Origin of the sequence: Cryobacterium sp. 10C3 (assembly GCF_034314285.1) — a bacterium.
Classification (GTDB): Bacteria; Actinomycetota; Actinomycetes; order Actinomycetales; family Microbacteriaceae; genus Cryobacterium; species Cryobacterium glucosi.
Genome location: NZ_JAVIWF010000002.1, coordinates 3794244 through 3819995 on the forward strand (window position 1 = coordinate 3794244; position 25752 = coordinate 3819995).

Here is a 25752-nt window from a genome sequence, read left to right on the forward strand (position 1 = left end):
GCAATGACCACCACCACCCCAGCCACGCGCAAGCCCCGGCTGGCCATCAACTTCCGCCAGTACGGCATTCTCGCCGCGCTCGTCGTCATCATCGTTCTGTTCGAAGTGCTCACGAAGGGCCGGCTGCTGCTGCCCGGCAACGTGAACAACCTCATCCAGCAGAACGCCTACGTGTTGATCCTCGCGATCGGCATGGTCGTCGTGATCATCGCCGGCCACATCGACCTCTCGGTCGGCTCCGTCGTCGCCATGGTCGGTGCGGTCTCGGCCATCGCGACGAACCAATGGGGCTTCCCGTGGTGGGCGGCCGTGTTGCTCGCCCTCGTCGTGGGTGCGGTCGTGGGCGCCTGGCAGGGCTTCTGGATCGCCTTCGTCGGCATCCCCGCCTTCATCGTGACCCTCGCCGGCATGCTGATCTTCCGCGGCCTCACGCTCGTCCTGCTGACCGGTGGCACGATCAGCGGGCTGCCGGACTCCTTCACGGCGATCGGCGCAGGTTGGTTGCCCGGAGTGCTGGGTGAGCTCGGCGGACGGGACACCCTGACTCTCGCCCTCGGCGCCATCACCTGCATCGCCCTCGTCGCGCAGCAGCTGCGCACCCGTGTTACCCTGCGGCGCCTCGAGCTGCCCATGGAATCCGTCGTGCAGATGGCCGTCAAGTCCGGCATTGCGGTCATCGCGATCATGTGGCTGGCCTGGCTGCTCTCCGGCTACCGCGGCACCCCGATCATCCTGATCATCCTCGCCGTCCTGATTCTCGGCTACACGTTCATGCTGAACCAGACCGTCTTCGGCCGTCACGTCTACGCGATCGGCGGCAACCTCTTCGCCGCCATGATGAGCGGCGTGAAGACCAAGTGGGTCAACTTCTACGTCTTCGTCAACATGGGCGTGCTCGCCGGACTCGCCGGCGTGGACAGCACGGCCCGGGCAGGCGGCGCCGTGGCTTCGGCAGGGCAGAACTACGAACTGGACGCCATCGCCGCGGTCTTCATCGGCGGCGCAGCCGTTCAGGGCGGCGTGGGAACGGTCGTCGGAGCCATCGTCGGTGGCCTCGTGATGGGTGTCCTGAACATGGGACTGTCGATCCTCTCGGTGGATGCCGCGTGGCAGATGGCCATCAAGGGTCTCGTCCTCCTGCTCGCGGTCGCGTTCGACATCTTCAACAAGCGGCGCAGCGGCGGACGCTGACCCCGGGGCGCGGGCGGTAGCCTTGTGCAACACGCGCGGACGGAGGAGTACCAGGTGCAGGGAAACAACCACGACGACATCCGTCGGCACAACCTGTCGGTCATTCTGCGCCTCGTCCACCGCAACGGGCCCACCTCCCGCGCCCAGCTGACCCGCCTCACCGGGCTGAACCGGTCGACCATCGCCGCCCTCGTCGGCGAGCTCGCCCAGCTCGGCCTCGCGGGGGAGCGGGACCCGGACTCGACGAACCAGGTCGGCCGGCCGAGCCCCATCGTGCACGTGGCCGCCGCGGTCGTCGCCCTCGCCGTGAACCCCGAGATCGACGCGGTCACGATCGGGATCGTGGGCCTCGACGGCACCGTGCACCGCCGCATCCGCTACCCGACCGAGCACACCCCGAGCCCGACGGAGGCCGTCAACATCGCCGCAGCCGTCATCGACGGGATGCGCGGCGAGCTCGAGGCCCGGTTCCGGGTCGTCGGCATCGGTGTCGCCGTTCCGGGCCTCGTGCGCGCCCACGACGGGCTCGTCCGGCTCGCCCCGCACCTCGGCTGGATCGACGAACCGCTCACGGACATGCTCGAGCAGGCCACCGGGTTTCCCGTCGTGGCCGCGAACGACGCGAGCCTCGGGGCGCTCGCCGAACGCTACTTCGGCGCGGGCAAGGGCATCACCGACCTGATCTACCTGAACGGCGGGGCAAGCGGCATCGGCGGCGGCATGATCGTCGGCGGCCTGCCCGTCGGCGGCGTCGCCGGCTATGCGGGCGAGTTCGGCCACACCCGCGTGAGCGGAAGCTCCCGCGTCGACTCCGCGGGGATCACGGGAACGCTCGAGGCCGAAGTGAGCCGGGAGGAACTGCTCGCGGTGCTCGGACTCTCCGGCTCCGGCGCGGACGCCGACGAACTCGAACGCGCCCTGCTCTCGACGGAATCCGCCGAGGTCCAGGCCGAGGTGCACCGCCAGCTCGACTTCCTCGCGGTCGCGCTCGGCGGGGCGATCAACATCCTCAACCCGCAGCTCGTCGTACTCGGCGGCTTCCTCGGCGCGCTCTTCAACGCGGATCCCGAACGCCTCCGCGCGGCCGTCGGTACCTGGTCGCTGCCGTCCTCCTTCGGGAGCGTGCGGATCACCGCGGCGGAACTGGGATCGAACCTGTTGATGATCGGTGCAGCGGAGCTCGCCTTCGAGGGCATCCTCGCCGACCCGAACGGGTTCGGCGTCTCCGACTGATCCGTCCGGCGTGTCGCGGTCCGGCGGGAATAGCCGGAGGGGCGCCCGCCTTGGCACCAGTGGGCGAGAGTGTCTTTCGTCGTGTGCACCCGGGCGCACGACAGGCGCGGTGACCGTCCGGCCTGCACCCAGCATGCGTCCCAGCGCCAGCCCCCAGCACCCACAGTGAGGACACGTCCGCCGTGAGCACCGCCACCGCCCCCATTTCCGTCGTCCGGCATCCCGGAGATGCCCTGACCCGGCCGCAGCGCCTGGTCTACGTGCTCGTGCTCGGAGCCCTCACCGCGCTCGGCCCGTTCACGATCGACCTCTACCTGCCCGCGTTCCCCACGCTCGAGAGCGAACTCGGCGTCTCCGCTGCGGCCATCCAGCTCACCCTGACCGGGACCATGATCGGCTTCGGCTTCGGCCAGCTCGTCGTCGGGCCGTGGAGCGACCGGGTCGGTCGGCGCCTGCCTCTGCTCCTCGCGACCGGGTTCCATATCCTTGCCAGCGTCGGCGCCGCACTGTCCCAGGACATCGTCTGGCTCGGCGTCTTCCGGGTGCTGATGGGCTTCGGCGCGGCGGCGGGCGCGGTCGTCGCCCTCGCGATGGTGCGTGACTTGTTCGGCGGCAAGCCGCTCGTGCGGATGCTGTCCCGGCTCGCCCTGGTCAGCGGGCTCGCCCCCGTGCTCGCCCCGGTGATCGGGTCGCAGCTCCTCCTCGTGATGAGCTGGCGCGGCATCTTCTGGGTGCTCGCCGGCTACGGCGTCGTCGTCGTGGTGGCGGTCGCGTTCCTGATCGTCGAAACCCTCCCGACGCTGGAACGCCACGCCTCCGGGCACAACACACTCGCCCAGCGCTACCGGGCCGTGCTCGGCGACCGCACCTTCGTCGGGGTCGCGATCATCGGAGCGATGACCTTCACCGGGCTGTTCTCCTACCTCTCCGCCTCGCCCTTCCTGTTCCAGCAGGTGTACGCGTTCAGCCCGCAGCAGTACGGGGTGCTGTTCGCGGTGAACTCGCTCGGCATCGTCGCGGGCGTGCAGCTCTCCTCTGTGCTGATGCACCGTTTCAACGTCGCCCCGCAGTGGATCATCGCCGTATCGACGATCGTGCTGCTCACGGCGGCGATGGCGATCCTCGTGCTCGACCGCGCCGGCGCCGGCCTCTGGGGCACCCTCGTTCCGCTCTGGGTGTTCATCGCCGCGTGCGGCTTCACCTTCCCGTCGGCGCAGGTGATCGCGCTGGATGCGCACGGTCACGAGGCCGGGACCGCCGCGTCGCTGCTCGGCGCGGCCAACTTCGGGGTCGCGGGGCTGATCTCCCCGATCGTCGGACTGCTCGGGGTGGGCACCGCCGTGCCGATGTCCGCGGTCATGGGCGTGACGGCCGTTGTCTCGATCGTCGTGCTGTGGACCCTCGTGCGGCCGCGGTCGCTCGGGACGCTCGACGCGGCCTGAACCGCGCGGCCCGCGCCGGGCGCGACGTAGGCTGGACGCAGGTGCGACCTGGCACCCTGGGGACTCTCGATGCAGCCGGACCCGGCCCGCGGCATCCTGACTCGCGGGAAACCGAGCAAAGGACCCCGCCCTGACCACCGAATCACTGACCGTGATCACCGCCGCAGACCTGCGGGCGACCGGGAGGCACCCGGGTGATGCGCTGTCCCGCGGGCAGCGGCTCGTCTACGTACTCATTCTCGGCGCGCTCACGGCGCTCGGCCCGTTCACGATCGACCTGTACCTTCCCGCGTTCCCGACACTGCAGAGCGAGCTCGGCGTCTCGGCGGCCGCCATCCAGCTCACCCTGACCGGCACCATGGTCGGGTTCGGGCTCGGCCAGCTCATCGTCGGGCCGTGGAGCGACAAGGTCGGCCGCCGACTGCCGCTCATGCTCGCGGCCGGCTTCCACATTGCGAGCAGCGTCGGCGCCGCGCTCTCGCCCGACATCGTCTGGCTCGGTGTCTTCCGCGTGCTGATGGGCTTCGGCGCCGCGGCGGGCGTCGTCGTCGCCCTCGCCATGGTGCGCGACCTGTTCGGCGGCAAGCCGCTCGTGCGGATGCTGTCCCGACTGGCCCTGATCAGCGGACTCGCGCCCGTGGTCGCTCCTGTTCTCGGCTCGCAGCTGCTGCTCGTGATGAACTGGCGCGGCATCTTCATCGTTCTCGCCGGGTACGGCGCTGTCGTGATCGCCGCGGTCGCCATCTGGATCGTCGAGACCCGGCCGGTGAACGAGCGCCACCACGCCGGGCACAGCACCCTCGGCCAGCGTTACCGGGCGGTGCTCGGCGACCGCACCTTCGTCGGGGTCGCGATCGTCGGCGCGATGACCTTCACCGGGCTGTTCTCCTACCTGTCGGCATCGTCGTTCCTGTTCCAGCAGGTCTACGCGTTCACGCCGCAGCAATACGGGGTGCTGTTCGCGGCGAACTCCCTCGGCATCGTCGTCGGGGTGCAGACGAGCTCCCGGCTGATGCACCGCCACAACGTCGCCCCGCAGTGGATCCTGGCCTGCTCGACCGCCGCGCTCGCCGTGTTCGCGACCCTGATGCTCGTGCTCGGCCTCGTCGACGCCGGGCTCTGGGGCGTGATCGTGCCGCTCTGGTTCTTCATCGCGGCGTGCGGATTCACCTTCCCCTCCGTGCAGGTGATCGCGCTCAACGCGCATCCGCACGAAGCGGGCACGGCGGCGTCCCTCCTCGGGGCGGGCAACTACGGGCTCGCGGGTCTCGTCTCGCCGGTCGTCGGGATGCTCGGGGTCTCGACCGCGGTGCCGATGGCCGCGGTCATGCTCGGGACCGCGCTCGCATCGGTGTGCTCCCTGTGGTTCGTGTTGCGCCCGCGGACGGTCCCGCGCCTCGCCCACTGAGCGCGCCCGCCGGGCAGCTGCGGCCGGTGCGGACAACTGCGGCCGGTGCGGACGACTGTGGCTCGTGCACGGGAAACAGGTGTCCGTGGCGGGAACGGGTGCGGGGGTCCGCCCCGAGGTCGGCCTAACATGGCCTGATGGACGATGACAGCGCCCGCGCACCCGAGCCAGACCCTGCACCCGCCGTCGCCCCGGAAACCGCGGCGGCCCCGGCGGCGCGACGCGTCGCCCGGCGCTGGCCTCTCCTCAGCGGTCTCGTGGCGGTACTCCTTGCCGCGGGCCTCGGCGCCCTGATCGTCTTTCGCGACAACGGGAATCCGCTCGTTATCGACACCGAGTGGATGGCCGAGATCATCGAGCACCGGGCGCCGATCTGGGAGTACGCCTCGCTCGTGATGAACTTCCTCGGCGCGGGAATCGCCGGGGTCGTGATCATCCCGATCCTGATCCTGGTGGGACTGCTCCTGCTGAAACGTCCCTGGGCGGCGGGCTACTTCCTGGTGGCAACGATCGTCAGTTCCGGGCTCGTGCAACTTCTCAAGAACCTGTTCGGCCGCGCCCGCCCTCAGGACATGCTGGTCACCAGCGATTTCGGTTCATTCCCCTCCGGGCATGTAGCGAATGCGGCGACGATGGTCGTCTGCCTCGCCCTGATCTTCCCGAAAGTGTGGGTCTGGGTGGCCGGCGCGGTCTGGGCCGTCGCGATGATGGTCAGCCGCACCTACCTCGGCGCGCACTGGCTCACCGACACCATCGGCGGCCTGCTGCTCGGCATCGGCGTCGCCGTGCTGCTCTGGGCGCCCCTCGCCGCGAAACTGGACGGCGAGCGCCGGCTGGCCCGCCGGCATCCGCCCGCCCCAGAACCGGTTCGGCACCCCTTGTGAGGCTTGTGTACCCGGGACGGGTGTTTCGGGCCGTTTGAGGCGAAAATTCCGTCGAATTGGTCGGGATGCGGGGCAGACAACGGCGGATGAGCGCGGTAGCGTCATCGAATGAGAATCCTCCTTGTCGGGGCGGGCGGCGTCGGAGACGCGTTCGCGAAGATCATCGCCCGCCGGTCGTTCTTCGAGCGGTTGATCGTGAGCGACTACGACATCGGCCGGGCGGAACGGACGATCGCCGCCGTCGCAGCGAAGTACGGTGACGAGAGCGCGGCCCGGTTCACAGCGGCCCAGATCGATGCGGGGGATCCGGACCGCGTCGCATCCGTCGCCCGGGAACACGGCGCGACGCACGTGATGAACGCGGTCGAGCCGAAGTTCGTGCCGAGCGTGTTCGCCGGGGCGCTCGCCGCAGGCTGCGACTACCTCGACATGGCGGCGAGCCTTTCCGAACCGCACCCGACCGACCCGTACCACGAGACCGGCGTCAAGCTCGGCGACGACCAGTTCGCGCTCGCCGCAGACTGGGAGACCGCCGGGCGGCTCGCCCTCGTCGGGATGGGCGTCGAGCCGGGGCTGTCCGACGTGTTCGCCCGGTACGCCGCAGACCACCTGTTCAGCGAGATCGACGAGCTCGGCACCCGCGACGGCGCCAATCTCGTCGTGCGCGACGAGTCCGGTGCCGAGATCTTCGCGCCCTCGTTCAGCATCTGGACCACGATCGAGGAATGCCTGAACCCGCCGGTGATCTTCGAGAAGGACCGCGGCTGGTTCACGACGCAGCCGTTCAGCGAACCGGAGATCTTCGACTTCCCGGAGGGGATCGGCCCGGTCGAGTGCGTGAACGTCGAGCACGAAGAGGTGTTGCTGATGCCGCGCTGGCTCGACGCGAAGCGGGTCACCTTCAAGTACGGGCTCGGTGAGGAGTTCATCGGCGTGTTGCAGACCCTGCACCGCCTCGGCCTCGACAGCGTGACCCCGGTGCGGGTGCGCAGTGAGTCCGGGCCCGTCTGGGTCGCGCCCCGCGACGTCGTCGCGGCGAGCCTGCCCGACCCGGCCACGATCGGACCCCGGATGACCGGGAAGACCTGCGCCGGGGTCTGGGTCACGGGCACAGGGGTCGACGGGGAGCCGCGCGAGGTGTACCTGTACCACGTAAGCGACAACGAGTGGACGATGCGCGAGTACGACGCCCAGTGCGTGGTCTGGCAGACCGCCCTCAACCCGGTGATCGCCCTCGAACTGCTCGCGACCGGCGCCTGGAGCGGACTCGGTGTGCTCGGTCCCGAGGCGTTCGACGCGAAACCGTTCCTCGACCTGATGAGCGCGAGCGAGGAATCCGGTGGATATGGCGAGCCCTGGGGGCTGGAAGACCGGCTGGTGCGGCCCGCTTCCGCGGCCGACCCGGCATGATCAACGGCGAGGTCTCGTTCTGGTGGAACCAGCTCGGCCGGCCGACGCAGCGTCCGCCGCTACCCGGTGCTCTCCGCGCCGACGTCTGCATCGTCGGCGCCGGCTACACCGGACTCTGGACCGCCTACTACCTGAAGAAGGCGGCGCCCGGCCTGCGCATCGTGATCCTCGAGCAGCGTTTCGCCGGTTACGGGGCCTCCGGGCGGAACGGCGGCTGGCTGACGAACTCGATCACGGGAGGACGCGAGCAGTATGTCGCCACCCACGGGCGGGACTCCGCGGCCCGGTTCCAGACCGCGATGAACGACACCGTCGACGAGGTGATCCGGGTCGCCGCCGCCGAGGGCATCGACGCCGACATCGTCAAGGGCGGCGAGTCCACCGTGGCGTGCGACGTGCCCCAGCAGCGGCGGCTCGAGGCGAGCGCCCGGGCCGAACAGGAGTGGGCGGAAACGGATGTCGAGCTCCTGACGGCTGCGGAGGCATCCGCTCGCGTGAACGTCGTCGGAGCCACGGGAGCGATGTGGCACCCGCACTGCGCTCGCATCCACCCGGCGAAACTCGCCGCCGGACTCGCCGGGGTCGTCGAGGCACTCGGCGTCGAGATCTACGAGGACACCACCGTGACCGAGATCACGCCGCACCGCGCGGTCACGGCGCGCGGGGTCGTCGCCGCCGACGTCGTCGTGCGGGCGACCGAAGGCTTCACCGCGGGACTGCGCGGCCTGCACCGGGCCTGGCTGCCGATGAACTCGTCGCTGATCGCGACGGCGCCGCTCGCGCCGGCGGTCTGGGAGAGCATCGGCTGGGACGCTTGCGAGACCCTCGGCGATATGGCGCACGCCTACATGTACGCCCAGCGCACCGCCGACGACCGCATCGCGATCGGCGGCCGCGGGGTGCCGTACCGGTTCGGGTCGCGGACGGACTCCGACGGGCACACCCCTGCGGGCACGGTCGACGCGCTGCGCGGCATCCTCAACCGGTTCTTCCCCGCGACGACAGGGGTGACGATCGACCACGCCTGGTCCGGCGTGCTCGGGGTTCCTCGGGACTGGGCCGCGACGGTCGGCCTCGACCCGGCGACCGGGCTCGCCTGGGCGGGCGGGTACGTCGGAACCGGGGTCGCGACCACGAACCTGGCCGGGCGCACGCTGACCGAGCTGATCCTCGCGCGGGCCGCCGGGAACGCACCGGGCGGTGCGGCCGGTGGTGCGGCCGGTGCTGCGGCCGCGCTGAGTGAGCTGCCCTGGGTCAACCATCGGGTGCGGAACTGGGAGCCCGAGCCGCTGCGCTGGCTTGCGGTGACCGGGCTGTATCGCGCGTACGGGATCGCGGACCGCGCCGAGCACGGCGGCCGCCGCACGACGACCTCGCCGCTCGCGACGATCGCCGATCGCGTCTCGGGCCGAGGCCACTGAACCGATTCGACGGAGTTCTTGGGTGTCGAACGCGTGGGAGCGCGGTCGCGGCGGACGCCCTGGGTCGGGCCGGCCGCGGATGTGGTCTACTCGAGGCATGAACGTTCCGCCGGCGCCCCGTGCGCCCGATGCTTCCGCCGAAACTTCCGCCGAGACCCTCGTGGCCGCATACCGGGTCGCGTTGGCCGCGGCCGACGCGGCCGCGGTGAGCGTGCGTGCGGCGCGCCCCGAAGACCTGCCCGCGGTCGTCGCGCTCTTCGAGCGCACCTGGGGTGCCGGACGCAGCCCGGACGCCTCCCTCCTGCGCGCCCTCGACCACGCCGGTAACACGGTGCTCGTCGCCACGAGTGACGCCGATGCTGCACCCGCGTTCGTCGGGGCCGCACTCGGCTTCCTCGGCTGGACGGGCGGCATCCACCTGCACTCGCACATGACGGCCGTCGCCCCCGGGCTGCGCGGCGGCGGGGTCGGCTACGCGCTCAAGCTCTTCCAGCGCGCGGTCTGCCTCGAGCACGGCGTCGACGAGATGCGCTGGACCTTCGACCCGCTGATCCGCCGCAACGCGCACTTCAACCTCGTGAAACTCGGGGCAGAGGTGACCGACTTCCACCCCGACTTCTACGGGCGACTCGACGACGCGATCAGCGGCAGCGACCGCAGCGACCGGTTCGAGGTGCGCTGGCGCCTCGACTCGCGTCGGGTGCGTGCGGCGCTCGCCGGTTCCCCGCGGCCGCAGTGGAGCAGCGCCGAACCGACCCGCGACGGGCTGCCCGCCCCAGAACCCCTGCGGCTCGACCCTGACTTCGAGCGACTCCGCGACGACGCACCGGATGCCGCGGCCCGGCAACGCACCGACTCCCGCGTCGTGTTCGCCGAGGCCTTCTCCCGCGGCCTCCGGCCCGAACTCGCCGGCGACTCCTGGGTGTTCACCTCCCGCCCCGCAGACCCCGCCTGACCCGCCTCGCCCCGCCCTATCTCCCCCGACACGCCGCCCTTCGTGCGCGTGTGTTCCGCGAGAGCGCACTTGTGGCCCTTAAACCCGAGGTTTAAGGGCCACAAGTGCGCTCTCGCGGCCGGGATCTTGGCGCACGGATCGCGTGTGGGACTAGGATCGCGCCATGAATCCGAGCGACGCCGCCGATCACCTGTCCGAACTCCAGGCCGCAGCCGAGGCCGCGGTCGCCGCGGCCCGCCAGGCGCAGGCCGACGCCGAAGCCGCCCTCGCGAGAGTGCAGGCTGCGGCCGTTCAGGAGCAGGCGGATGCCGCGACGGCGACCGCCCAGACCGGGTCCGGCCCGGCGGCACCGGTGCCGGCACCCGCGGCACCCGCGGCACCTGCGGCGCCCGCGGCACCTGCGGCGCCCGCGGCACACGCAACACCGCTCACGGCCGCCCAGGTCGACGTGATCCGGGCCGGCTACGCCTTCAGCGGGCCGGCGCTCGAGATGGGGGCCCTCGTCAACGGCGACGCCCTCGCCGACGTGCCGATCCGGATCCCGCTCGCGATGACCAACCGGCACGGCCTCGTCGCCGGCGCCACCGGAACCGGCAAGACCCGCACCCTGCAGGTGCTCGCCGAGCAGCTCTCCGCGCACGGCGTGCCCGTGTTCGCCGCCGACATCAAGGGCGACCTGTCCGGGGTCGCGACCGCGGGCGTGCCGAACGACAAGCTGCTCGCCCGCACCCGCGGCATCGGGCAGGACTGGGCCGGCCAGGCCGCCCCGACCGAGTACTTCTCCCTCGGCGGCACCGGCCGCGGTGTACCGGTGCGCGCGACCGTCGCCGGATTTGGCCCGCTGCTCTTCAGCAAGGTCCTCGGCCTCAACGACACCCAGGAGTCCAGCCTCGGCCTCGTCTTCCACTACGCCGACCAGGCCGGCCTGCCGCTGCTCGACCTCACCGACCTGCGCGCGGTCCTGAGCTTCCTGACGAGCCCGGCAGGCAAGGCCGAGCTCGCCGGTCTCGGCGGACTGTCCCCGGCGACCGTCGGCGTGATCCTCCGCGAGCTGATCACCTTCGCCGACCAGGGCGCCGACGTGTTCTTCGGCGAGCCCGAGATCGACACCCGGGAGTTCCTCCGCACCGCGCCGGACGGCCGCGGCGTGATCAGCCTGCTCGAGGTGCCCGGCGTGCAGAACCAGCCAGCGCTCTTCTCGACGTTCCTGATGTGGCTCCTCGCCGACCTCTACAACGACCTGCCAGAGGTCGGCGACCTCGACAAGCCCAAGCTCGTGTTCTTCTTCGACGAGGCGCACCTGCTCTTCGCGAACGCCTCCAAGGACTTCCTCGCGTCGATCACCCAGACCGTTCGGCTCATCCGCTCGAAGGGAGTCGGCATCTTCTTCGTCACCCAGACCCCCAAGGACGTGCCCGGCGATGTGCTCGCCCAGCTCGGCTCCCGTGTGCAGCACCAGCTGCGGGCCTTCACCCCGGACGACGCGAAGGCGTTGCGGGCGACCGTTTCGACGTTCCCGAACTCCGGTTACGACCTCGAAGAGGTGCTCACCGGGCTCGGAACCGGCGAGGCGATCGTGACGGTGATGAACGAGAAGGGCGCCCCGAGCCCCGTGGCCTGGACGCGGCTGCGCGCGCCGCAGGGGTCGATGTCTCCGACTGCGGATGCCGCGATCGAGTCGGCCGTCGCGGCCTCGCCGCTCCTGGCGACATACGGCGCCGCGATCGACCGGGAGTCTGCGCGGGAGATCCTCGCGACCAAGCTCGAGGCGGCGAACCGGGCCGCGGCCGAGCAGCAGGCGGCAGAGCAGGCGGCGCTCGATGCGGCGAAGGCGGCCGCGGAGCGCGAGAAGGCGGACAAGGCCGCCGCGGCGCAGGAGGCGAAGGATGCGCGGGCCGGGGAGCAGGCCGACCGGAAGGCGCAGGCCGAATACGACCGGCTGATGCGGCAGACCGCGGGCCCGGCGCGCACCCGCACGAGCGCGAAGCCGCAGAAGAGCGTGCTCGAGGAGGTGCTCGGGTCGTCCGTGACGAAGTCGATCCTGACCGGGGTCGTTGCCGGCATCTTCGGAACCCGCCGCCGGCGCTGAGCCGCCGCCCGGCATCCGCTCAGCTTGTGTGGGAGGTGTAGCGGCGCTCGAACCAGTAGAGCAGCTCGGGCCGGGACCGGTTGAGGTCCTGCAGCGTCATCGGTTCGGCGACCCGCACGATCGGCGCGTCGAGCTGTTCGACGATCATCTCCATCGCCCCGCGCGAATAGAACTGGCCGCGCATCCGCAGCAACAGCCGGCCGTCGAGTCCCGTGATGAACAGCTGCGGATGCGTGTCGAGCGCGCCGCTTTCGTAGAGGTCGAGCAGCACGATGGTGCCGATCACGGACTTGTCGTAGCTCGTGACCCTGCCCAGGAAGCCGCGTTCGGAGACGCCGTCCCTGTCGACCCAGATCACGGTGCGGAAGAACGCGATCGCGGCGAGAACGCAGATGGCGACGAGGATGATCTGGCCGACGAAAACCGGTCGCCAGGAATCTGTCGGGATCGTGAGCCAGTAGAGCACGGCGGAAACCGGGGCGACGAGGGCGAGCACGGACAGACCGGACTGCCGGAGCAACCGGCCGTGCGGTCTCAGAGCGTGCGCCCGAATGAGCGGTCCCCCAGTGACTTTCACCTTAAGCGTTCCCCCTAGCCGGTGTACCCAGATTATCGCGAATGAGAGAGCGTGCCGGATAGCCACCTTAAAGGGGACAGCACGCCGCACCCCGGTGCCCGGGTGCGTGCGGGCGAGACGCCGGAACCGGGCGGCACGAGGGGATCGTGCCGCCCGGTGCCGGGTGGAGGCTGCGGTGCAGCCGGTCGTGCGGGCCGGGTCAGTGGCCGAGGATGCCGCCGAGGTCGATTCCGGTGCCGGTGCCGTTCGTGGCGCCGGTGCTGCCGGAGCCGCTGAGGGCACCGTCGACGATGTCGCTGACGCTCGCACCGATGTCATCGACCGACGCCGAGGTGCCGTTGCCGGCCGGAGCGGTGACAGGAGCGGTGACGGGCGCGGTCGTGTCGGTGGTGAGCGGAGCGGTCACGGGAGCCGTGACGGCCGTGTCGTTGCCGGAGGCGACCGGGACGTCATTGCCGGACGCGACCGGGACGGAGGTGCCGTTGCCGATCGAGGCGCCGTTTCCGACGGAGTTGCCCGAGACGACCGGGCCGGAAACCAGCGGGGCGTTCAGCACGCCGCCGCCGAGGGCATCCGTGCTGGTTCCGTTCGCGCCGGACCTGTTCAGGCCGGACCCGTTCGCGTCGATGCCGCGCAGCGCGTCGTTCAGCAGGCCGAAGTCGACCGTGTTGGCCAGGCTGCTGCTGTCACTGCCCGAGGGGGCAGACCGTACCGGTTTCCGCTGCCTGCGCCGGGGCGACGAAGCCGCAGACGATGAGGGCGGATGCCGCGACTCCGGTGATTCCGAATGCGGTGAGACGCTTCGTGATGGTGTTCATGAGAGCTCCATTTCGTAGTTCTGGTCCGGCCTCGGGTATTCCCCGGGCCGCACAAGTAGTCCGGAGCCCTCGTCGAGGCGGATTGGAATCCGTAGAGTGGGCTCGTGCCAGACTCTCCCAGCGCGCACCGCCGCGCGCAGCCACCGAGATTCCGGGCGCACCCGGCCCAGGCCGGCGTCGCGGCCTTCGCGCTGGCGATCCTCGTCGGCACAGCGCTGCTGATGCTGCCGATCGCGCGGGTGGGTCCCGGTGGGTCGAGCCTGCTCGAGGCGATCTTCACCGCGACGAGCGCGGTCTGCGTCACCGGGCTCGTCGTCGTCGACACCGCGACGCACTGGGCGCCCTTCGGGCAGGTCGTGATCATGCTCCTGATCCAGGTGGGCGGCCTCGGCATCATGACGTTCGCGTCCGTCGTCGGGCTCTCGGTGCTGCGGAAGATGAGCCTCCGCTCCCGGATCACTGCCGCTGCCGAGGTCAAGAGCGTCGGACTCGAGGACGTGCGCGGTCTGGTGCTCGGCGTCGTGGGGACATCCGTGCTGATCGAGCTCTGCGTCGCCGTGGTGCTGAGCCTGCGGTTCCTCTTCGGCTACGGCGAGCCGCTCGGGAGGGCGCTCTGGCTCGGGCTGTTCCACGCGGTGTCCTCGTTCAACAACGCGGGGTTCGCCCTGTTCAGCGACAACATGATCTCCTACGCGACCGACCCGTGGGTCTGCCTCCCGCTCGCCGCGGCGGTCATCCTCGGCGGTCTCGGCTTCCCCGTGCTCGTGCAGCTGCGCCGGTACCCGCGCCTGCCGCGGAAATGGGTGATGAACACCCGGCTCGTGCTCGCAGGCACCGTTGTGCTCCTCGTTGCAGGCGCCGTGTACCTCACAGCAGTCGAGTGGTCGAACCCGTCGACCCTCGGGCCGTTGGGCTGGTCGGACAAGATCCTGGTCGGATTCTTCCAGTCGGTCCAGGCGCGCACGGCGGGCTTCAACAGCATCGACTGGGGCCAGATGGACTCGGCGAGCCTGCTCGGCACCGACGTGCTCATGCTGATCGGCGGCGGCCCCGCCGGAACCGCGGGCGGCATCAAGATCACGACCTTCGCCGTCCTGTTCTTCGTCCTCGTCGCGGAGATTCGCGGCGAAGGGACGGTCACCGTGTTCGGCAAGCAACTCGCCCGCTCGGTGCAACGCCAGGCCATCACGATCGTGCTGATCGCCGTGGCCGTGATCGCCTTCTCCACCGTCATCCTGATGCTCCTGACCGATTTCAGCCTCGACGCGCTGCTCTTCGAGGTGATCTCTGCCTTTGCTACCGTGGGGCTCTCGACCGGCATCACCGCGGCCATTCCTCCCGGCGGGCAGGTCGTGCTGATGCTGCTCATGTTCATCGGCAGGCTCGGCCCGATCGCCTTCGCGTCCGCCCTCGCACTCCGGCAGCGGCCCAGCACCTTTGAACTCCCCATAGAAAGGCCGATCATTGGCTAAGTTCTCCCTCTTCGGGCGTCGCTCGTCCTCCCGTCTCACCCCGGAGGACGCCGTTGTCGTGATCGGCCTCGGCCGGTTCGGCAGCTCCCTCGCCCTCGAGCTAATGAAAAGCGGCACCGAGGTGCTCGGGATCGACGGCGATGCCGATATCGTCCAGGCGCACAACGGCCTGCTCACCCACGTCGTGCGCGCAGACTCGACGAAAGAGGAGACCCTCCGCCAGCTCGCGGTCGCCGACTTCAGCACAGCGGTCGTCGCGATCGGCGGCGACATCCAGGCGAACATCCTCACGGCGTCGCTGCTGCTCAAGCTCGGGATCGGCAACATCTGGGCCAAGGCGGTGAGCGAACCGCACGGCGCGATCCTCGACCAGCTCGGCGTGACCCACGTGATCTATCCGGAGAAGGACATGGGCAAGCGGGTCGCGCACCTCGTGCGCGGGGTGATGCAGGACTATCTCGAGATCGGCGAGAACTTCGCCCTCGTCAAGATGGCGCCCCCTCGCGTGATCGTGGGGGTCTCGCTCGGCGAGTCCCGGGTGCGTCCGGTGCACGGCGTGACCGTGACCGCGTTCTTCCACGAGGGGGCCGGCTGGAGCTACACGACCCTCGAGACGGTTCTCGAGGCCGGCGATGTGATCCTCGTCGCGGGGGAGACCGAGCGGGTCGAGGCGTTCAGCAGGCTGCGCTAAGGCCGGCGCAGAGGTTGGCGCCGCGTAGGCTCGCCCTATGAGTAGTGCAGCAGTGGCCGCCGCCCGCTTCGTGACAGAGGCCGCGATCGGGACCCGCGTCGTCGTGCGCCGCACCATCGAGGGCGGCGTGACGGATGCCGTCGGCTACCTCCGCGCGTGCGGTCCGGCCGACTGCGTGGTCGAGACGAAACGCGGTCTCGTCACGATCGTGCTTGCCGAGATCGTGGCCGCGAAGGAAGTGCCGCCGCCGCCGGCGCCGCGTGCGCCCCGGCATCCGTTCGCCGACTGACGAGTCTTTACTGGCGGAGAATGGGGGATTCGAACCCCGGCTGTGGGCGCTGTGCGCTCACCCGGTGATGAATCTTTACTGGCGGAGAATGGGGGATTCGAACCCCGGCTGTGGGCGCTGTGCGCTCACCCGTTGATGAATCTTTACTGGCGGAGAATGGGGGATTCGAACCCCCGAGGGCTCTCACCCAACACGCTTTCCAAGCGTGCGCCATAGGCCACTAGGCGAATTCTCCTGGCCGGTCATTTCCCGAAGGTAACAACCTCGAAGAATCTTACCTGTTTCTGAAGGCACTTGAGAACGCGCTGCGCAGGGACCTGCTTTTGGCTCGGTGCGGCTTTGCGCATAAACTGGGAACGGCTCCTCGCGTGGCGCTATCTCAGCCAACTCCCCCAGGACGGAAACGTAGCAAGGGTAACTGGGCTCTGGTGGGTGCGCGAGGAGTTTTTTCATGCCCGCGCGGCCTCGAAAAGCCGTTTCCGCAGGGCACTCTGACGCCCACCCGGGCCGAGGCCTGGGCATGCCGCGCACTAGTCACTACGCGCGCGTCGCATACTGCGCACAATTCCGTGATAACGATTCCATATCTACTCATAGACTGGGCTATGCGCGGATCGCGCCCCGACAGTGCCGGAGGCACCCATGGTCAACACGTCCGATAAAACCTTCTTGTGGCCCACCCAGCAGCCACGTCCGCTGAGCGATGAAGCGCTCGCGAGCGTAGACGCCTGGTGGCGAGCCGCGAATTATCTTTCGGTAGGGCAGATCTACCTGCTCGACAATCCGTTATTGCGGGAACCGTTGACCCGCGACCACATTAAGCCCCGCCTGCTCGGGCACTGGGGAACGACCCCCGGACTCAACTTCATTTATGCCCACCTGAACCGCGCGATCCAGGAACGCAAGATCAGCACCCTTTACGTCACCGGCCCCGGCCACGGTGGGCCCGGCATGGTCGCCAACGCATACCTCGACGGCACGTACACCGAGATCTACCCCGGTGTCGAGCAGAGCGAACGCGGCGTCAAGGCCCTGTTCCGCCAGTTCTCCTTCCCGGGCGGAATCCCGAGCCACGCTTCACCGGAGACCCCCGGTTCGATCCACGAGGGCGGCGAGCTCGGCTACGCGCTCAGCCACGCTTACGGCGCCGCGTTCGACAACCCCGACCTGCTCGTCGCGGCCGTCGTCGGCGACGGCGAGGCCGAGACCGGACCGCTCGCCACCAGCTGGCACTCCAACAAGTTCGTCGACCCGCTCGTCGACGGCGTCGTGCTGCCGATCCTGCACCTCAACGGGTACAAGATCGCCAACCCGACCATCCTCGCCCGCATCCCCGAGGAGGAACTCCTCGACCTGATGCGCGGTTACGGCCACAAGCCGTACATCGTTTCCGGCGGATTCAACGAGGAAGACCCGCTCCTCGTCCACCAGCGCATGGCCGAGACCCTCGACGAGGTGCTCAACGAGATCGCCGACATCAAGGCCCGCGCCCTCGCCGGCGACACCGAGCGTCCGCGCTGGCCCATGATCATCCTGCGCACCCCCAAGGGCTGGACCTGCCCGACCACGATCGACGGCCTCAAGGTCGTCGACTCCTGGCGTTCGCACCAGGTGCCGCTCAGCAACGCCCGCGACACCGAGGCGCACACCCGCCTCCTCGAGGGCTGGCTCGCCTCCTACCGTCCCGAAGAACTGTTCGACGAGTCCGGTGCGCCGGTCGCGAAGATCACCGGGCTCGCCCCGGACGGTGAGCTGCGGATGAGCGCGAACCCCGTCTCCAACGGCGGCCTGCTCCGCAAGGAGCTGCGCCTTCCCGACTTCCACGACTATGCCGTCGATGTTCCCTCCCCTGGAGCCACGACGGATGAGGCCACGAAGGTCCTCGGAACCTGGCTCGCGGATGTCATCAGGGACAACCCAGACAACTTCCGGATCTTCGGGCCGGATGAGACAGCATCCAACCGTCTCGCCCCCGCCGTGTTCGCTGCGACGGAGAAGACCTGGAACGCCGAATACCACGAGGGCGACACCAACCTCGAACGCGCCGGCCGCATCATGGAGATGCTCAGCGAGCACCAGTGCCAGGGCTGGCTCGAGGGCTACCTGCTCACCGGTCGCCATGGCCTCTTCAACTGCTACGAGGCCTTCATTCACATCGTCGACTCGATGTTCAATCAGCACGCGAAGTGGCTCAAGGTCACCCGCGAGATCCCGTGGCGCCGCTCGATCTCGAGCCTCAACTACCTGCTCTCCTCGCACGTCTGGCGCCAGGACCACAACGGCTTCTCCCACCAGGACCCGGGCTTCATCGACCACGTCGTGAACAAGAGCGCGGATGTCGTGCGCGTCTACCTGCCCTTCGACGCGAACACGCTGCTCTCGATCTACGACCACTGCCTGCGCAGCGTCGACTACGTGAACGTCGTCGTCGCAGGCAAGCAGCCCGCGCCGAACTGGCTCACCATGGACCAGGCCGTCGCACACTGCGACCGCGGCCTCGGCATCTTCGACTGGGCAGGCACCGAAATCGCCGGCACCGAACCGGATGTCGTCCTCGCCGCAGCCGGAGAGGTCCCGACCCTCGAGATCCTCGCCGCCGCCGCGATCCTGCGCGAAGCGATGCCCGACCTCAAGGTCCGCGTCGTCAACGTCGTCGACCTGATGCGCCTGCAGTCCGAGGCGGACCACCCGCACGGACTCAGCGACGCCGAGTTCGACGCCTACTTCACCGCGAACAAGCCGATCGTGTTCGCATACCACGGGTACCCGTGGCTGATCCACCGCCTGACCTACAAGCGCCACGGACACGCGAACCTGCACGCCCGCGGGTACAAGGAAAACGGCACCACGACGACACCGTTCGACATGGTCATGCTCAACGACCTCGACCGGTATCACCTGGTGATGGACGTTATCGACCGCGTCCCCGGACTCGGCGCGCGCGCCGGTGTTCTCCGCCAGGAGATGCAGGATGCCCGCCTCCGCGCCCGCGACTACACGCGTGCGTTCGGTGAGGACATTCCCGCGGTCACCGAGTGGGTGTGGGATGCGAACGGCATCGGCGCCACCCCGGTCGATGTGGGACTTTCCACAGGTGGGGATAACGTCTAATCGTGGCTGACAGTATCTACATCACCTCCGCCGAGGGTTATACAGGCAAATCTACGATCGCGCTGGGTGTTCTGGACACCCTGCTTCGTTCGGTCGAACGGGTCGGCGTTTTCCGTCCCGTCGCCCGTTCTTCCAACCATCCCGACTACGTGCTCGAGCTCCTGCTCGAGCACCTCTCCGCAGGCAAGGCCGCAAGTGCGACCGCTGCAACGAGCACCCCGCTCACCTACGACGAATGCGTAGGCGTACATTATGACGAAGTCCACCTCGACCCCGATGCGGCACTCGGCCGTATCGTGCAGCGTTACAAGGCCGTCGAGGCCCAGTGTGACGCGGTCGTCGTCATCGGAAGCGATTACACCGACGTCGGCAGCCCCACCGAGCTCGCCTTCAACCTCCGCATCGCCGCCAACCTCGGCGTCCCTGTGCTGCTGGTTCTCGGTGGACGCGTGGGCTCCGGCCAGGGCGAGACGCTCAACCAGGATGACAGGCTCGGCCAGAGCGACCCGCGCACGCCGGACGACATCCGCCAGTTGACGGATGTCACCATCGCCGAACTGCGCAACGAGCACGTCTCGCTGCTCGGCGTCATCGTCAACCGGGCAGATCCGACGCGCCTGGACGACGTGATCGGCGCCGTCCGCGACGTCGTCGACGCCCCCGGAAGCGAACTCGCGAACGTGCCGGTCTGGGCGCTTCCCGAGGACCCGTACATCGTCGCACCGAGCATGAAGAGCATCCTCAAGGCCGTGAAGGGAACCCTCGTCAAGGGGGACCCCGCGCTCCTGTCCCGTGAGGCCCTCGGAGTCGTCGTCGCGGCGATGTCGATGGTGAACGTGTTGCCCCGCCTGTTCGACGGGGCCGTCGTGCTCATCCCGAGCGACCGTCCCGATGTGCTCCTCGCCGTGCTGATGGCGAACTCCTCTGCGACGTTCCCCTCGATCGCGGGCATCATCCTCGTCGGCGGCTTCGACCTCCCGACGGAGATCGAACAGCTCGTCGAGGGGCTCGCTTCTTCGGTGCCGATCATCCGTACCGAACTCGCGTCCTACGAGGCCGCGGTGCGCATCACGCACACCCCCGGCCGGATGGCCGCGGATTCGCAGCGCAAGCTCGACACCGCGCTCGCCCTCTTCGAAGGCCACGTCGAGGCATCCGTTCTGCTCGACCGCCTCAAGGTGAGCCGCGCCGACGTCGTAACGCCGCTCATGTTCGAGTACACGCTGCTCGAACGTGCCCGGAAGAATCGCAAGCGCATCGTGATGCCCGAGGGGAGGACGACCGCGTGCTGCGCGCCGCCGCGACCCTGCTGGCCCGCGATGTCGCAGACATCATCATTCTCGGGGAAGAGGTCGAGGTCCGCTCCCGCGCGATCGGGCTCGGCATCGACATCGGGAAGGCCCAGGTGATCAGCCCCTTCAACGAGGAGCTCCGCACCAAGTTCGCCACAGAGTACGCCCGCCTGCGCGCCCACAAGGGCGTCACCATCGACCAGGCCAGGGACGTCGTCACCGACGTGTCCTACTTCGGCACGATGATGGTGCAGATGGGACTGGCCGACGGCATGGTCTCCGGTGCGACGCACACCACGGCGCACACGATCCGCCCGAGCTTCGAGATCATCAAGACCCGCCCGAACACGTCCGTCGTGTCGAGCGTGTTCTTGATGGCCCTCGCGGACAAGGTCCTCGTCTACGGTGACTGCGCCGTGAACCCCGACCCGACCGCAGAGCAGCTCGCCGACATCGCCATCTCCGCTTCGGAGACGGCCGTCGAGTTCGGCATCGAGCCGCGCATCGCGATGCTGTCGTACTCGACAGGCGAGTCGGGCAAGGGGGCGGACGTCGACAAGGTCCGCGCCGCGACCGCGCTCGTCCGCGAGCGTCGCCCCGACCTTCTCATCGAGGGCCCGATCCAGTACGACGCGGCAGCGGATGCTGCTGTCGCCGCTGTGAAGATGCCGGCTTCGGCCGTGGCCGGCCGGGCCACCGTCTTCATCTTCCCGGACCTCAACACCGGCAACAACACCTACAAGGCCGTCCAGCGCAGTGCTGGCGCCCTCGCGCTCGGCCCTGTCCTGCAGGGCTTGCGCAAACCGATCAACGACCTTTCCCGAGGAGCACTTGTGCAGGACATCGTCAACACCGTTGCGATCACCGCAATCCAGGCGGCGTCACTCGACTCCGCTGCCGCCGCTGCTGCCGCGACTGCGACGGTCTCAGCATGAGCGCCGTCCTGGTCATCAACTCCGGTTCCTCGTCGTTCAAGTACCAGCTGATCGACATGCAGACGGAGACCGAGCTCGCGAGCGGTCTCGTCGAGCGCATCGGTGAGGCGAGCGGGCACGCCCGTCACACCGCCGCCGGTTCCGACCGCGTCGAGCAGACGCTGCCGATCCCGGACCACACCGCCGGATTCGCCGTGATGCTCGCCGCGTTCGCCGCCAGCGGCCCGCAGCTCAGCACGGCGAACCTTGTGGCCGTCGGCGCACCGGGTCGTGCAGGGTGGCAGTATCTTCCAGGGTCCGACCGTGATCGATGACGAGGTGCTCGCCCAGATCAGCGCGCTCTCCGACCTCGCGCCGCTCCACAACCCGGCACACGTTCAGGGCATCAACGCGGCCAGGGCACAGTTCCCGGACGTGCCCCACGTTGCCGTCTTCGACACGTCGTTCCACCAGACGATGCCGGCACCGGCGTACACCTACGCGATCGACACCGCGCTGGCCGCCGAGTACGGCATCCGTCGTTATGGAGCACACGGCAGCTCGCACAAGTTCGTGTCCGAAGCCGCTGCGGAGTTCCTCGGCCGCCCGCTCGCCGAGCTCAAGACCATCGTGCTGCACCTCGGAAACGGGGCGTCGGCGTGCGCGGTCGACGGTGGAAAGTCCATCGACACCTCGATGGGCCTCACCCCGCTGCAGGGACTCGTCATGGGTACCCGCTCCGGCGACATCGACCCCGCCGTGCTGTTCCACCTGCACCGCAAGGCCGGCATGTCGATCGAAGAGCTCGACACCCTGCTGAACAAGAAGAGCGGCATGCTCGGACTGACCGGCAACGGTGACATGCGCGACGTCGAGGACGCCGCGATAGCCGGGGACGCGGTCGCCCAGGCTGCCCTCGACGTCTACTACCACCGCATCCGCGGTTACGTGGGCAACTACATCGCCCAGCTCGGTGGACTCGACGTGATCGTCTTCACCGCCGGTATCGGCGAGAATTCGGGAATCATCCGGGCCGGCGCCCTCGCCGGACTCGAATTCCTCGGCATCGAGATCGACCCGGCGAAGAACGACCCGTTCTCCCGGGTCGCCCGCGTCATCTCGACCGATGACTCGAAGGTCACCGTGCTCGTCATCCCGACGAACGAGGAGCTGGAGATCGCTCGCCAGACCCTCGCCGTCATCTAGCAGCACCGAAGTCGACGGCCGCTCCCTTCGGGGGCGGCCGTCGCGTGCGTGAACGCACCCCGCTACTGCTCGCGAGAGTGCACTTTGGCCCTTAAAACGGCGGTTTAAGGGCCAACAGTGCGCTCTCGCGAACGGGGCGTGGCGGATACCTCAGGCGGTTCTGGGGGCTGTGCTTCCGCGCACCACGAGGTGCGTGTGCACGATCGTGGTGCCAGGAACGGACGCACCGGGGGAATCGATCTGCCGCAGGAGCTTCTCGATGCAGAGCCGGCCGACCTGGGCGAAGTCCTGGTGCACCGTCGTCAGTGGGGGCCAGAATTCACCGGACTCGCGCATGTCGTCGAAGCCGACGACGCTCACGTCGGCGGGCAGGGCCCGGCCGGCCTCATGCATCGCGCGCATCACACCGAGGGCCATCTGGTCGTTGGACGCGAAGATGGCCGTGACGAGCGGGTCGGCGGCGAGGGTCACCCCGTGCACGTAGCCGCTCTGCGCACTCCAGTCCCCTTCGAGCACGTGGGGCACCGGGGCACCGGCCGCCTTCAGGGTGTTGCGCCACGACGCCGTGCGGCGACCGGCCGAGAAGGAGGACTCCGGGCCGGCGATGTGCCAGACCGTGCGGTGACCGAGGTCGAGCAGGTGCTGGGTGGCCAGGCGGGCGCCCTCGGTCTGGTCGGTGTCGACGACCGTGTACCGGGAACCGGCGTCGGAGTCGACGATGACGACGGGAAGCCCGGTCGGCACGGTCACGTCGATCCGGTCGAGCATGTGGGCTTCCATGATGATCACGATGCCGTCGACGGCCTGCTCGGCCAGCCGGGTCACGGCGCCGGTGACCGCACCCTGGGTGGGTCTCGTCACCGGGATGAGGGTGATCGAGTACCCGGCCTCCGCAGCCGCCATCGCCACCGCGTCGAGCGTGCGCATGTTGCCGAAGCTCGACAGGGTGAACATGATCACGCCGATGGTGCTGAACCGGCCCGACTTGAGGGCGCGGGCGGCGCTGTTCGGGCGGTAGCCGATCTCATCCATGGCCGCGAGCACGCGGTCCCGGGTGTCGGAGTCGACATTGCTGCGGGCGTTCACCACTCGGGAAACGGTCTGGGACGAGACGCCGGCCAGGGCCGCGACATCCGCCATCGACGGCAGGCGCTGCACACCGCGGGTCAGGGGACTCTGGGGAGTCGGGTGAGTCGGGTGACTCGGGGGAGTCGAGGGCGCGGAGGTGCCGGCGCCTTCAGCGGGGCTGATCTTTGCCACGTTCCCTCCCGGGTCCCGGAAAATGCTTCCGTATGTTTACGTAAACATGCTAGCGTGCTTACACGTCATGTTTACGCAAACATGACCAGGAACCTCGAACTCCATCATCCGCCGCACCACACTATCGAGTCAGAGAAACAGGAATGACGACGCTGTCAACGCTCACCCCCAGTGGCCAGGCGCTTTCCGGCCCACGGAAGCCGCACGTGCAGAAGCGCGACTGGACCGGCTGGAAGTTCATCGCCCCGTTCATGGTCGTCTTCACCCTCGTCCTGATCGCTCCGGTACTGTATTCGATCTACCTGAGCTTCTTCAAGGAACAGCTCGTCGGGGGCAACTCCTTCGTCGGCTTCGCGAACTACGGCCAGGCGCTCACGGATCCCCAGTTCTGGGAGTCGATGGGGCGGGTGACCCTGTTCTTCGTCGTGCAGGTTCCGATCATGCTCGGCATCGCACTCTTCGCCGCCCTCGCGATCGACAGTGCGCGCCTGCACCTGTCCAGCTTCTTCCGCATCGCGATCTTCCTGCCGTACGCCGTTCCCGCGGTGGTCGCCACCCTGATGTGGGGCTTCATGTACGGCACGAAGTTCGGCCTGGTCGGCAACCTCAACGACTTCTTCCACCTCGCCATTCCTGACCCGCTCGGGAGCAGCTGGGTGCTCGCGAGCATCGGCAACATCGTCACCTGGGAATTCATCGGCTACAACATGATCCTGTTCTATGCGGCGCTCCGGGTGATCCCGACCGACCTCTATGAGGCGGCCTCCCTCGACGGCGCCGGCGCCTTCCGCATCATCCGCAGCATCAAGATGCCGGCGCTGCGTCCCGCGATCGTGATCGGCGGCATCTTCTCGGTCATCGGCAGCTTCCAGCTCTTCAACGAGCCGAGCATCCTACAGTCCCTGGCGCCCAACACCATCTCGACCTACTTCTCCCCGAACATGTACGCGTACAACCTGTCGTTCGCGGGCCAGCAGTACAACTATTCGGCCACCATCGCGATCATCGTCGGCCTCTTCACTGCCGTCATCGCCTACATCGTGCAGAACTCCGGTTCGCGGAAGGAGGTCTGAGATGTCCACCACTGACCAGGCCAGAGTGAACGTGCCCGCAAGCCAGGCCAGGGCCCCACGGATGTCCCGCTACACCCGGACGAACAAGTCCAACCAGGGCCTGCACACCAAAAAGTCGATCCTGCTCACCATCATCATGGGCGCGCTGGTCCTCTACAGCCTGCTGCCCTTGTTCTGGCTCTTCGTGAACTCGACCAAGACCCAGGCCGAGCTGCTCAACTCCTTCGGCCTCTGGTTCAGCGGCCCGAACGCCCTCTGGGACAACATCGTCGCAACCGTCACCTACAACGACGGAGTCTTCGTCCGCTGGTTCGGGAACACCCTGATGTACGTCGTCGTCGGGGCGGGAGGGGCCACCTTCCTCGCGGCACTCGGCGGTTATGGACTGGCCAAATTCAACTTCCCGGGCAAGAAGGCCGTCTTCGCCGTCGTGCTCGGTGCCGTGGCGATCCCCGGCACGGCCCTCGCGGTCCCGACCTTCCTCATGTTCAGCCAGATGGGCCTCACGAACACGCCCTGGGCGGTCATCCTGCCCTCGTTGATCAGCCCGTTCGGCCTGTACCTGATCTGGACCTACGCCCTCGATGCCGTGCCGACCGAGGTGCTCGAGGCCGCACGCATGGACGGGGCAGGCGAATTCCGCACCTTCTTCACCATCTCCCTCAAGCTCCTCGCCCCAGGCCTCGTGACCGTGCTCCTGTTCACCCTCGTGGCCACCTGGAACAACTACTTCCTGCCCCTGATCATGCTGAGCGAACCGACCTGGTACCCGCTCACCGTCGGACTCAAGCAGTGGAGCAATCAGGCCCAGACCGTCGGCGGCGACGTGATCTACAACCTCGTGATCACCGGTTCGATGCTCACAATCATCCCGATCGTCGTCGCGTTCCTGTTCCTGCAGCGCTACTGGCAGTCCGGCCTCGCCGCCGGCAGCGTCAAGGCGTGACCCCCCCGACCCATTCGACCGCACCACCTGTCCCGCATCGCAGTTCATCCATTTACAAGGAAGTGAAAGG

General features: G+C 68.6%; 19 protein-coding genes, 1 tRNA gene, 1 other RNA gene and 2 pseudogenes. 18 read left to right on the top strand and 5 right to left on the bottom strand.

The features are described 5' to 3' along the window. The first annotated feature begins 3 nt into the window (after nucleotides 1-3). From mmsB to RGU41_RS19105, 9 genes are all read left to right on the top strand, one after another. The gene (gene mmsB, locus RGU41_RS19065; protein WP_322137121.1) at nucleotides 4-1191 is read left to right on the top strand and encodes a multiple monosaccharide ABC transporter permease; all 1188 of its coding nucleotides are present in this window, start codon (nucleotides 4-6) and stop codon (nucleotides 1189-1191) included. A gap of 54 nt (nucleotides 1192-1245) precedes the next feature. Then, nucleotides 1246-2424, top strand: coding sequence for an ROK family transcriptional regulator (locus tag RGU41_RS19070; RefSeq protein ID WP_134446862.1), 1179 nt, complete (start codon nucleotides 1246-1248; stop codon nucleotides 2422-2424). Nucleotides 2425-2606: 182 nt separating this feature from the next. Further along, nucleotides 2607-3866: a multidrug effflux MFS transporter gene (locus tag RGU41_RS19075; RefSeq protein WP_241984983.1), complete on the top strand. Its 1260-nt coding sequence runs from the start codon at nucleotides 2607-2609 to the stop codon at nucleotides 3864-3866. Between the two features lie 151 nt (nucleotides 3867-4017). Then, nucleotides 4018-5274 (top strand): multidrug effflux MFS transporter, encoded by a 1257-nt coding sequence (locus RGU41_RS19080; RefSeq protein WP_241975172.1) that lies wholly within the window; start codon nucleotides 4018-4020, stop codon nucleotides 5272-5274. 137 nt (nucleotides 5275-5411) lie between these two features. Then, entirely contained in the window at nucleotides 5412-6158 is a 747-nt protein-coding gene (locus RGU41_RS19085; protein WP_322137122.1) for a phosphatase PAP2 family protein, read from the top strand. A 108-nt stretch (nucleotides 6159-6266) separates the two neighbouring features. After that, the gene (locus tag RGU41_RS19090; RefSeq protein ID WP_322137123.1) at nucleotides 6267-7568 is read left to right on the top strand and encodes a saccharopine dehydrogenase family protein; all 1302 of its coding nucleotides are present in this window, start codon (nucleotides 6267-6269) and stop codon (nucleotides 7566-7568) included. Then, the gene (locus tag RGU41_RS19095) at nucleotides 7565-8989 is read left to right on the top strand and encodes an FAD-dependent oxidoreductase (protein WP_322137124.1); all 1425 of its coding nucleotides are present in this window, start codon (nucleotides 7565-7567) and stop codon (nucleotides 8987-8989) included. Before RGU41_RS19090 ends, RGU41_RS19095 begins: the two co-directional genes overlap by 4 nt. A gap of 97 nt (nucleotides 8990-9086) precedes the next feature. Next, a complete protein-coding gene (locus RGU41_RS19100; protein WP_134561655.1) occupies nucleotides 9087-9944 on the top strand; it encodes a GNAT family N-acetyltransferase in 858 nt (285 codons plus the stop codon). A gap of 163 nt (nucleotides 9945-10107) precedes the next feature. After that, entirely contained in the window at nucleotides 10108-12033 is a 1926-nt protein-coding gene (locus RGU41_RS19105; protein ID WP_322137125.1) for a helicase HerA-like domain-containing protein, read from the top strand. A 19-nt stretch (nucleotides 12034-12052) separates the two neighbouring features. On the opposite strand, the gene RGU41_RS19110 is transcribed toward RGU41_RS19105, so the two are convergent. The 3 genes from RGU41_RS19110 to RGU41_RS19120 form a co-directional block, all read right to left on the bottom strand. Beyond that, entirely contained in the window at nucleotides 12053-12553 is a 501-nt protein-coding gene (locus RGU41_RS19110; RefSeq protein WP_134564563.1) for a hypothetical protein, read from the bottom strand. A 256-nt stretch (nucleotides 12554-12809) separates the two neighbouring features. After that, a complete protein-coding gene (locus tag RGU41_RS19115) occupies nucleotides 12810-13166 on the bottom strand; it encodes a hypothetical protein (protein WP_322137126.1) in 357 nt (118 codons plus the stop codon). 130 nt (nucleotides 13167-13296) lie between these two features. Then, nucleotides 13297-13428: a hypothetical protein gene (locus RGU41_RS19120; RefSeq protein WP_322137127.1), complete on the bottom strand. Its 132-nt coding sequence runs from the start codon at nucleotides 13426-13428 to the stop codon at nucleotides 13297-13299. A 104-nt stretch (nucleotides 13429-13532) separates the two neighbouring features. Between RGU41_RS19120 and RGU41_RS19125 the strand changes: the two genes are divergently transcribed. From RGU41_RS19125 to RGU41_RS19135, 3 genes are read left to right on the top strand one after another with little or no spacing between them, the layout of a single operon-like run. After that, nucleotides 13533-14900 carry a TrkH family potassium uptake protein gene (locus RGU41_RS19125; protein ID WP_322137128.1) on the top strand — a complete coding sequence of 456 codons (1368 nt, stop codon included), beginning with the start codon at nucleotides 13533-13535 and terminating at the stop codon, nucleotides 14898-14900. Then, entirely contained in the window at nucleotides 14893-15591 is a 699-nt protein-coding gene (locus RGU41_RS19130) for a potassium channel family protein (protein ID WP_134564282.1), read from the top strand. The genes RGU41_RS19125 and RGU41_RS19130 overlap by 8 nt, the downstream gene beginning before the upstream one ends. 37 nt (nucleotides 15592-15628) lie before the next feature. Next, nucleotides 15629-15880: a ferrous iron transport protein A gene (locus RGU41_RS19135; RefSeq protein ID WP_134446880.1), complete on the top strand. Its 252-nt coding sequence runs from the start codon at nucleotides 15629-15631 to the stop codon at nucleotides 15878-15880. A 147-nt stretch (nucleotides 15881-16027) separates the two neighbouring features. On the opposite strand, the gene RGU41_RS19140 is transcribed toward RGU41_RS19135, so the two are convergent. Further along, nucleotides 16028-16115: transfer RNA gene (locus RGU41_RS19140), tRNA-Ser, on the bottom strand. Between the two features lie 120 nt (nucleotides 16116-16235). Between RGU41_RS19140 and ffs the strand changes: the two genes are divergently transcribed. The 4 genes and pseudogenes from ffs to RGU41_RS19160 all read left to right on the top strand — a co-directional run bounded on the left by ffs (nucleotide 16236) and on the right by RGU41_RS19160 (nucleotide 22403). Next, an RNA gene (gene ffs / locus RGU41_RS19145) (signal recognition particle sRNA small type) lies at nucleotides 16236-16332 on the top strand. A 190-nt stretch (nucleotides 16333-16522) separates the two neighbouring features. Continuing rightward, on the top strand, nucleotides 16523-18991 hold the full coding sequence (locus RGU41_RS19150) for a phosphoketolase (RefSeq protein WP_134558025.1): 2469 nt from the start codon (nucleotides 16523-16525) through the stop codon (nucleotides 18989-18991). 2 nt (nucleotides 18992-18993) lie between these two features. After that, a pseudogene (gene pta, locus RGU41_RS19155) lies at nucleotides 18994-21218 on the top strand (phosphate acetyltransferase). Further along, nucleotides 21215-22403: pseudogene (locus tag RGU41_RS19160) on the top strand (acetate/propionate family kinase). Before pta ends, RGU41_RS19160 begins: the two co-directional pseudogenes overlap by 4 nt. A gap of 150 nt (nucleotides 22404-22553) precedes the next feature. On the opposite strand, the gene RGU41_RS19165 reads toward RGU41_RS19160, so the two are convergent. After that, nucleotides 22554-23543, bottom strand: a complete 990-nt coding sequence (locus RGU41_RS19165) for a LacI family DNA-binding transcriptional regulator (protein WP_416172978.1) — start codon at nucleotides 23541-23543, stop codon at nucleotides 22554-22556. Nucleotides 23544-23806: 263 nt separating this feature from the next. On the opposite strand from RGU41_RS19165, the gene RGU41_RS19170 reads away from it, so the two are divergent. Together RGU41_RS19170 and RGU41_RS19175 are read left to right on the top strand one after the other, a co-directional pair. Next, nucleotides 23807-24736 carry a carbohydrate ABC transporter permease gene (locus tag RGU41_RS19170; protein WP_134449850.1) on the top strand — a complete coding sequence of 310 codons (930 nt, stop codon included), beginning with the start codon at nucleotides 23807-23809 and terminating at the stop codon, nucleotides 24734-24736. A 61-nt stretch (nucleotides 24737-24797) separates the two neighbouring features. Then, nucleotides 24798-25682: a carbohydrate ABC transporter permease gene (locus RGU41_RS19175; RefSeq protein ID WP_241975181.1), complete on the top strand. Its 885-nt coding sequence runs from the start codon at nucleotides 24798-24800 to the stop codon at nucleotides 25680-25682. Nucleotides 25683-25752: the final 70 nt, after the last annotated feature.

Coding starts and splice junctions, on each gene's coding strand:
- mmsB (WP_322137121.1), top strand. CDS start 4: ATGACCACCACCACCCCAGCCACGCGCAAGCCCCGGCTGGCCATCAAC.
- RGU41_RS19085 (WP_322137122.1), top strand. CDS start 5,412: ATGGACGATGACAGCGCCCGCGCACCCGAGCCAGACCCTGCACCCGCC.
- RGU41_RS19090 (WP_322137123.1), top strand. CDS start 6,267: ATGAGAATCCTCCTTGTCGGGGCGGGCGGCGTCGGAGACGCGTTCGCG.
- RGU41_RS19095 (WP_322137124.1), top strand. CDS start 7,565: ATGATCAACGGCGAGGTCTCGTTCTGGTGGAACCAGCTCGGCCGGCCG.
- RGU41_RS19100 (WP_134561655.1), top strand. CDS start 9,087: ATGAACGTTCCGCCGGCGCCCCGTGCGCCCGATGCTTCCGCCGAAACT.
- RGU41_RS19105 (WP_322137125.1), top strand. CDS start 10,108: ATGAATCCGAGCGACGCCGCCGATCACCTGTCCGAACTCCAGGCCGCA.
- RGU41_RS19120 (WP_322137127.1), bottom strand. CDS start 13,428: ATGAACACCATCACGAAGCGTCTCACCGCATTCGGAATCACCGGAGTC.
- RGU41_RS19135 (WP_134446880.1), top strand. CDS start 15,629: ATGAGTAGTGCAGCAGTGGCCGCCGCCCGCTTCGTGACAGAGGCCGCG.
- RGU41_RS19150 (WP_134558025.1), top strand. CDS start 16,523: ATGGTCAACACGTCCGATAAAACCTTCTTGTGGCCCACCCAGCAGCCA.
- RGU41_RS19165 (WP_416172978.1), bottom strand. CDS start 23,543: ATGGCGGATGTCGCGGCCCTGGCCGGCGTCTCGTCCCAGACCGTTTCC.
- RGU41_RS19170 (WP_134449850.1), top strand. CDS start 23,807: ATGACGACGCTGTCAACGCTCACCCCCAGTGGCCAGGCGCTTTCCGGC.
- RGU41_RS19175 (WP_241975181.1), top strand. CDS start 24,798: ATGTCCCGCTACACCCGGACGAACAAGTCCAACCAGGGCCTGCACACC.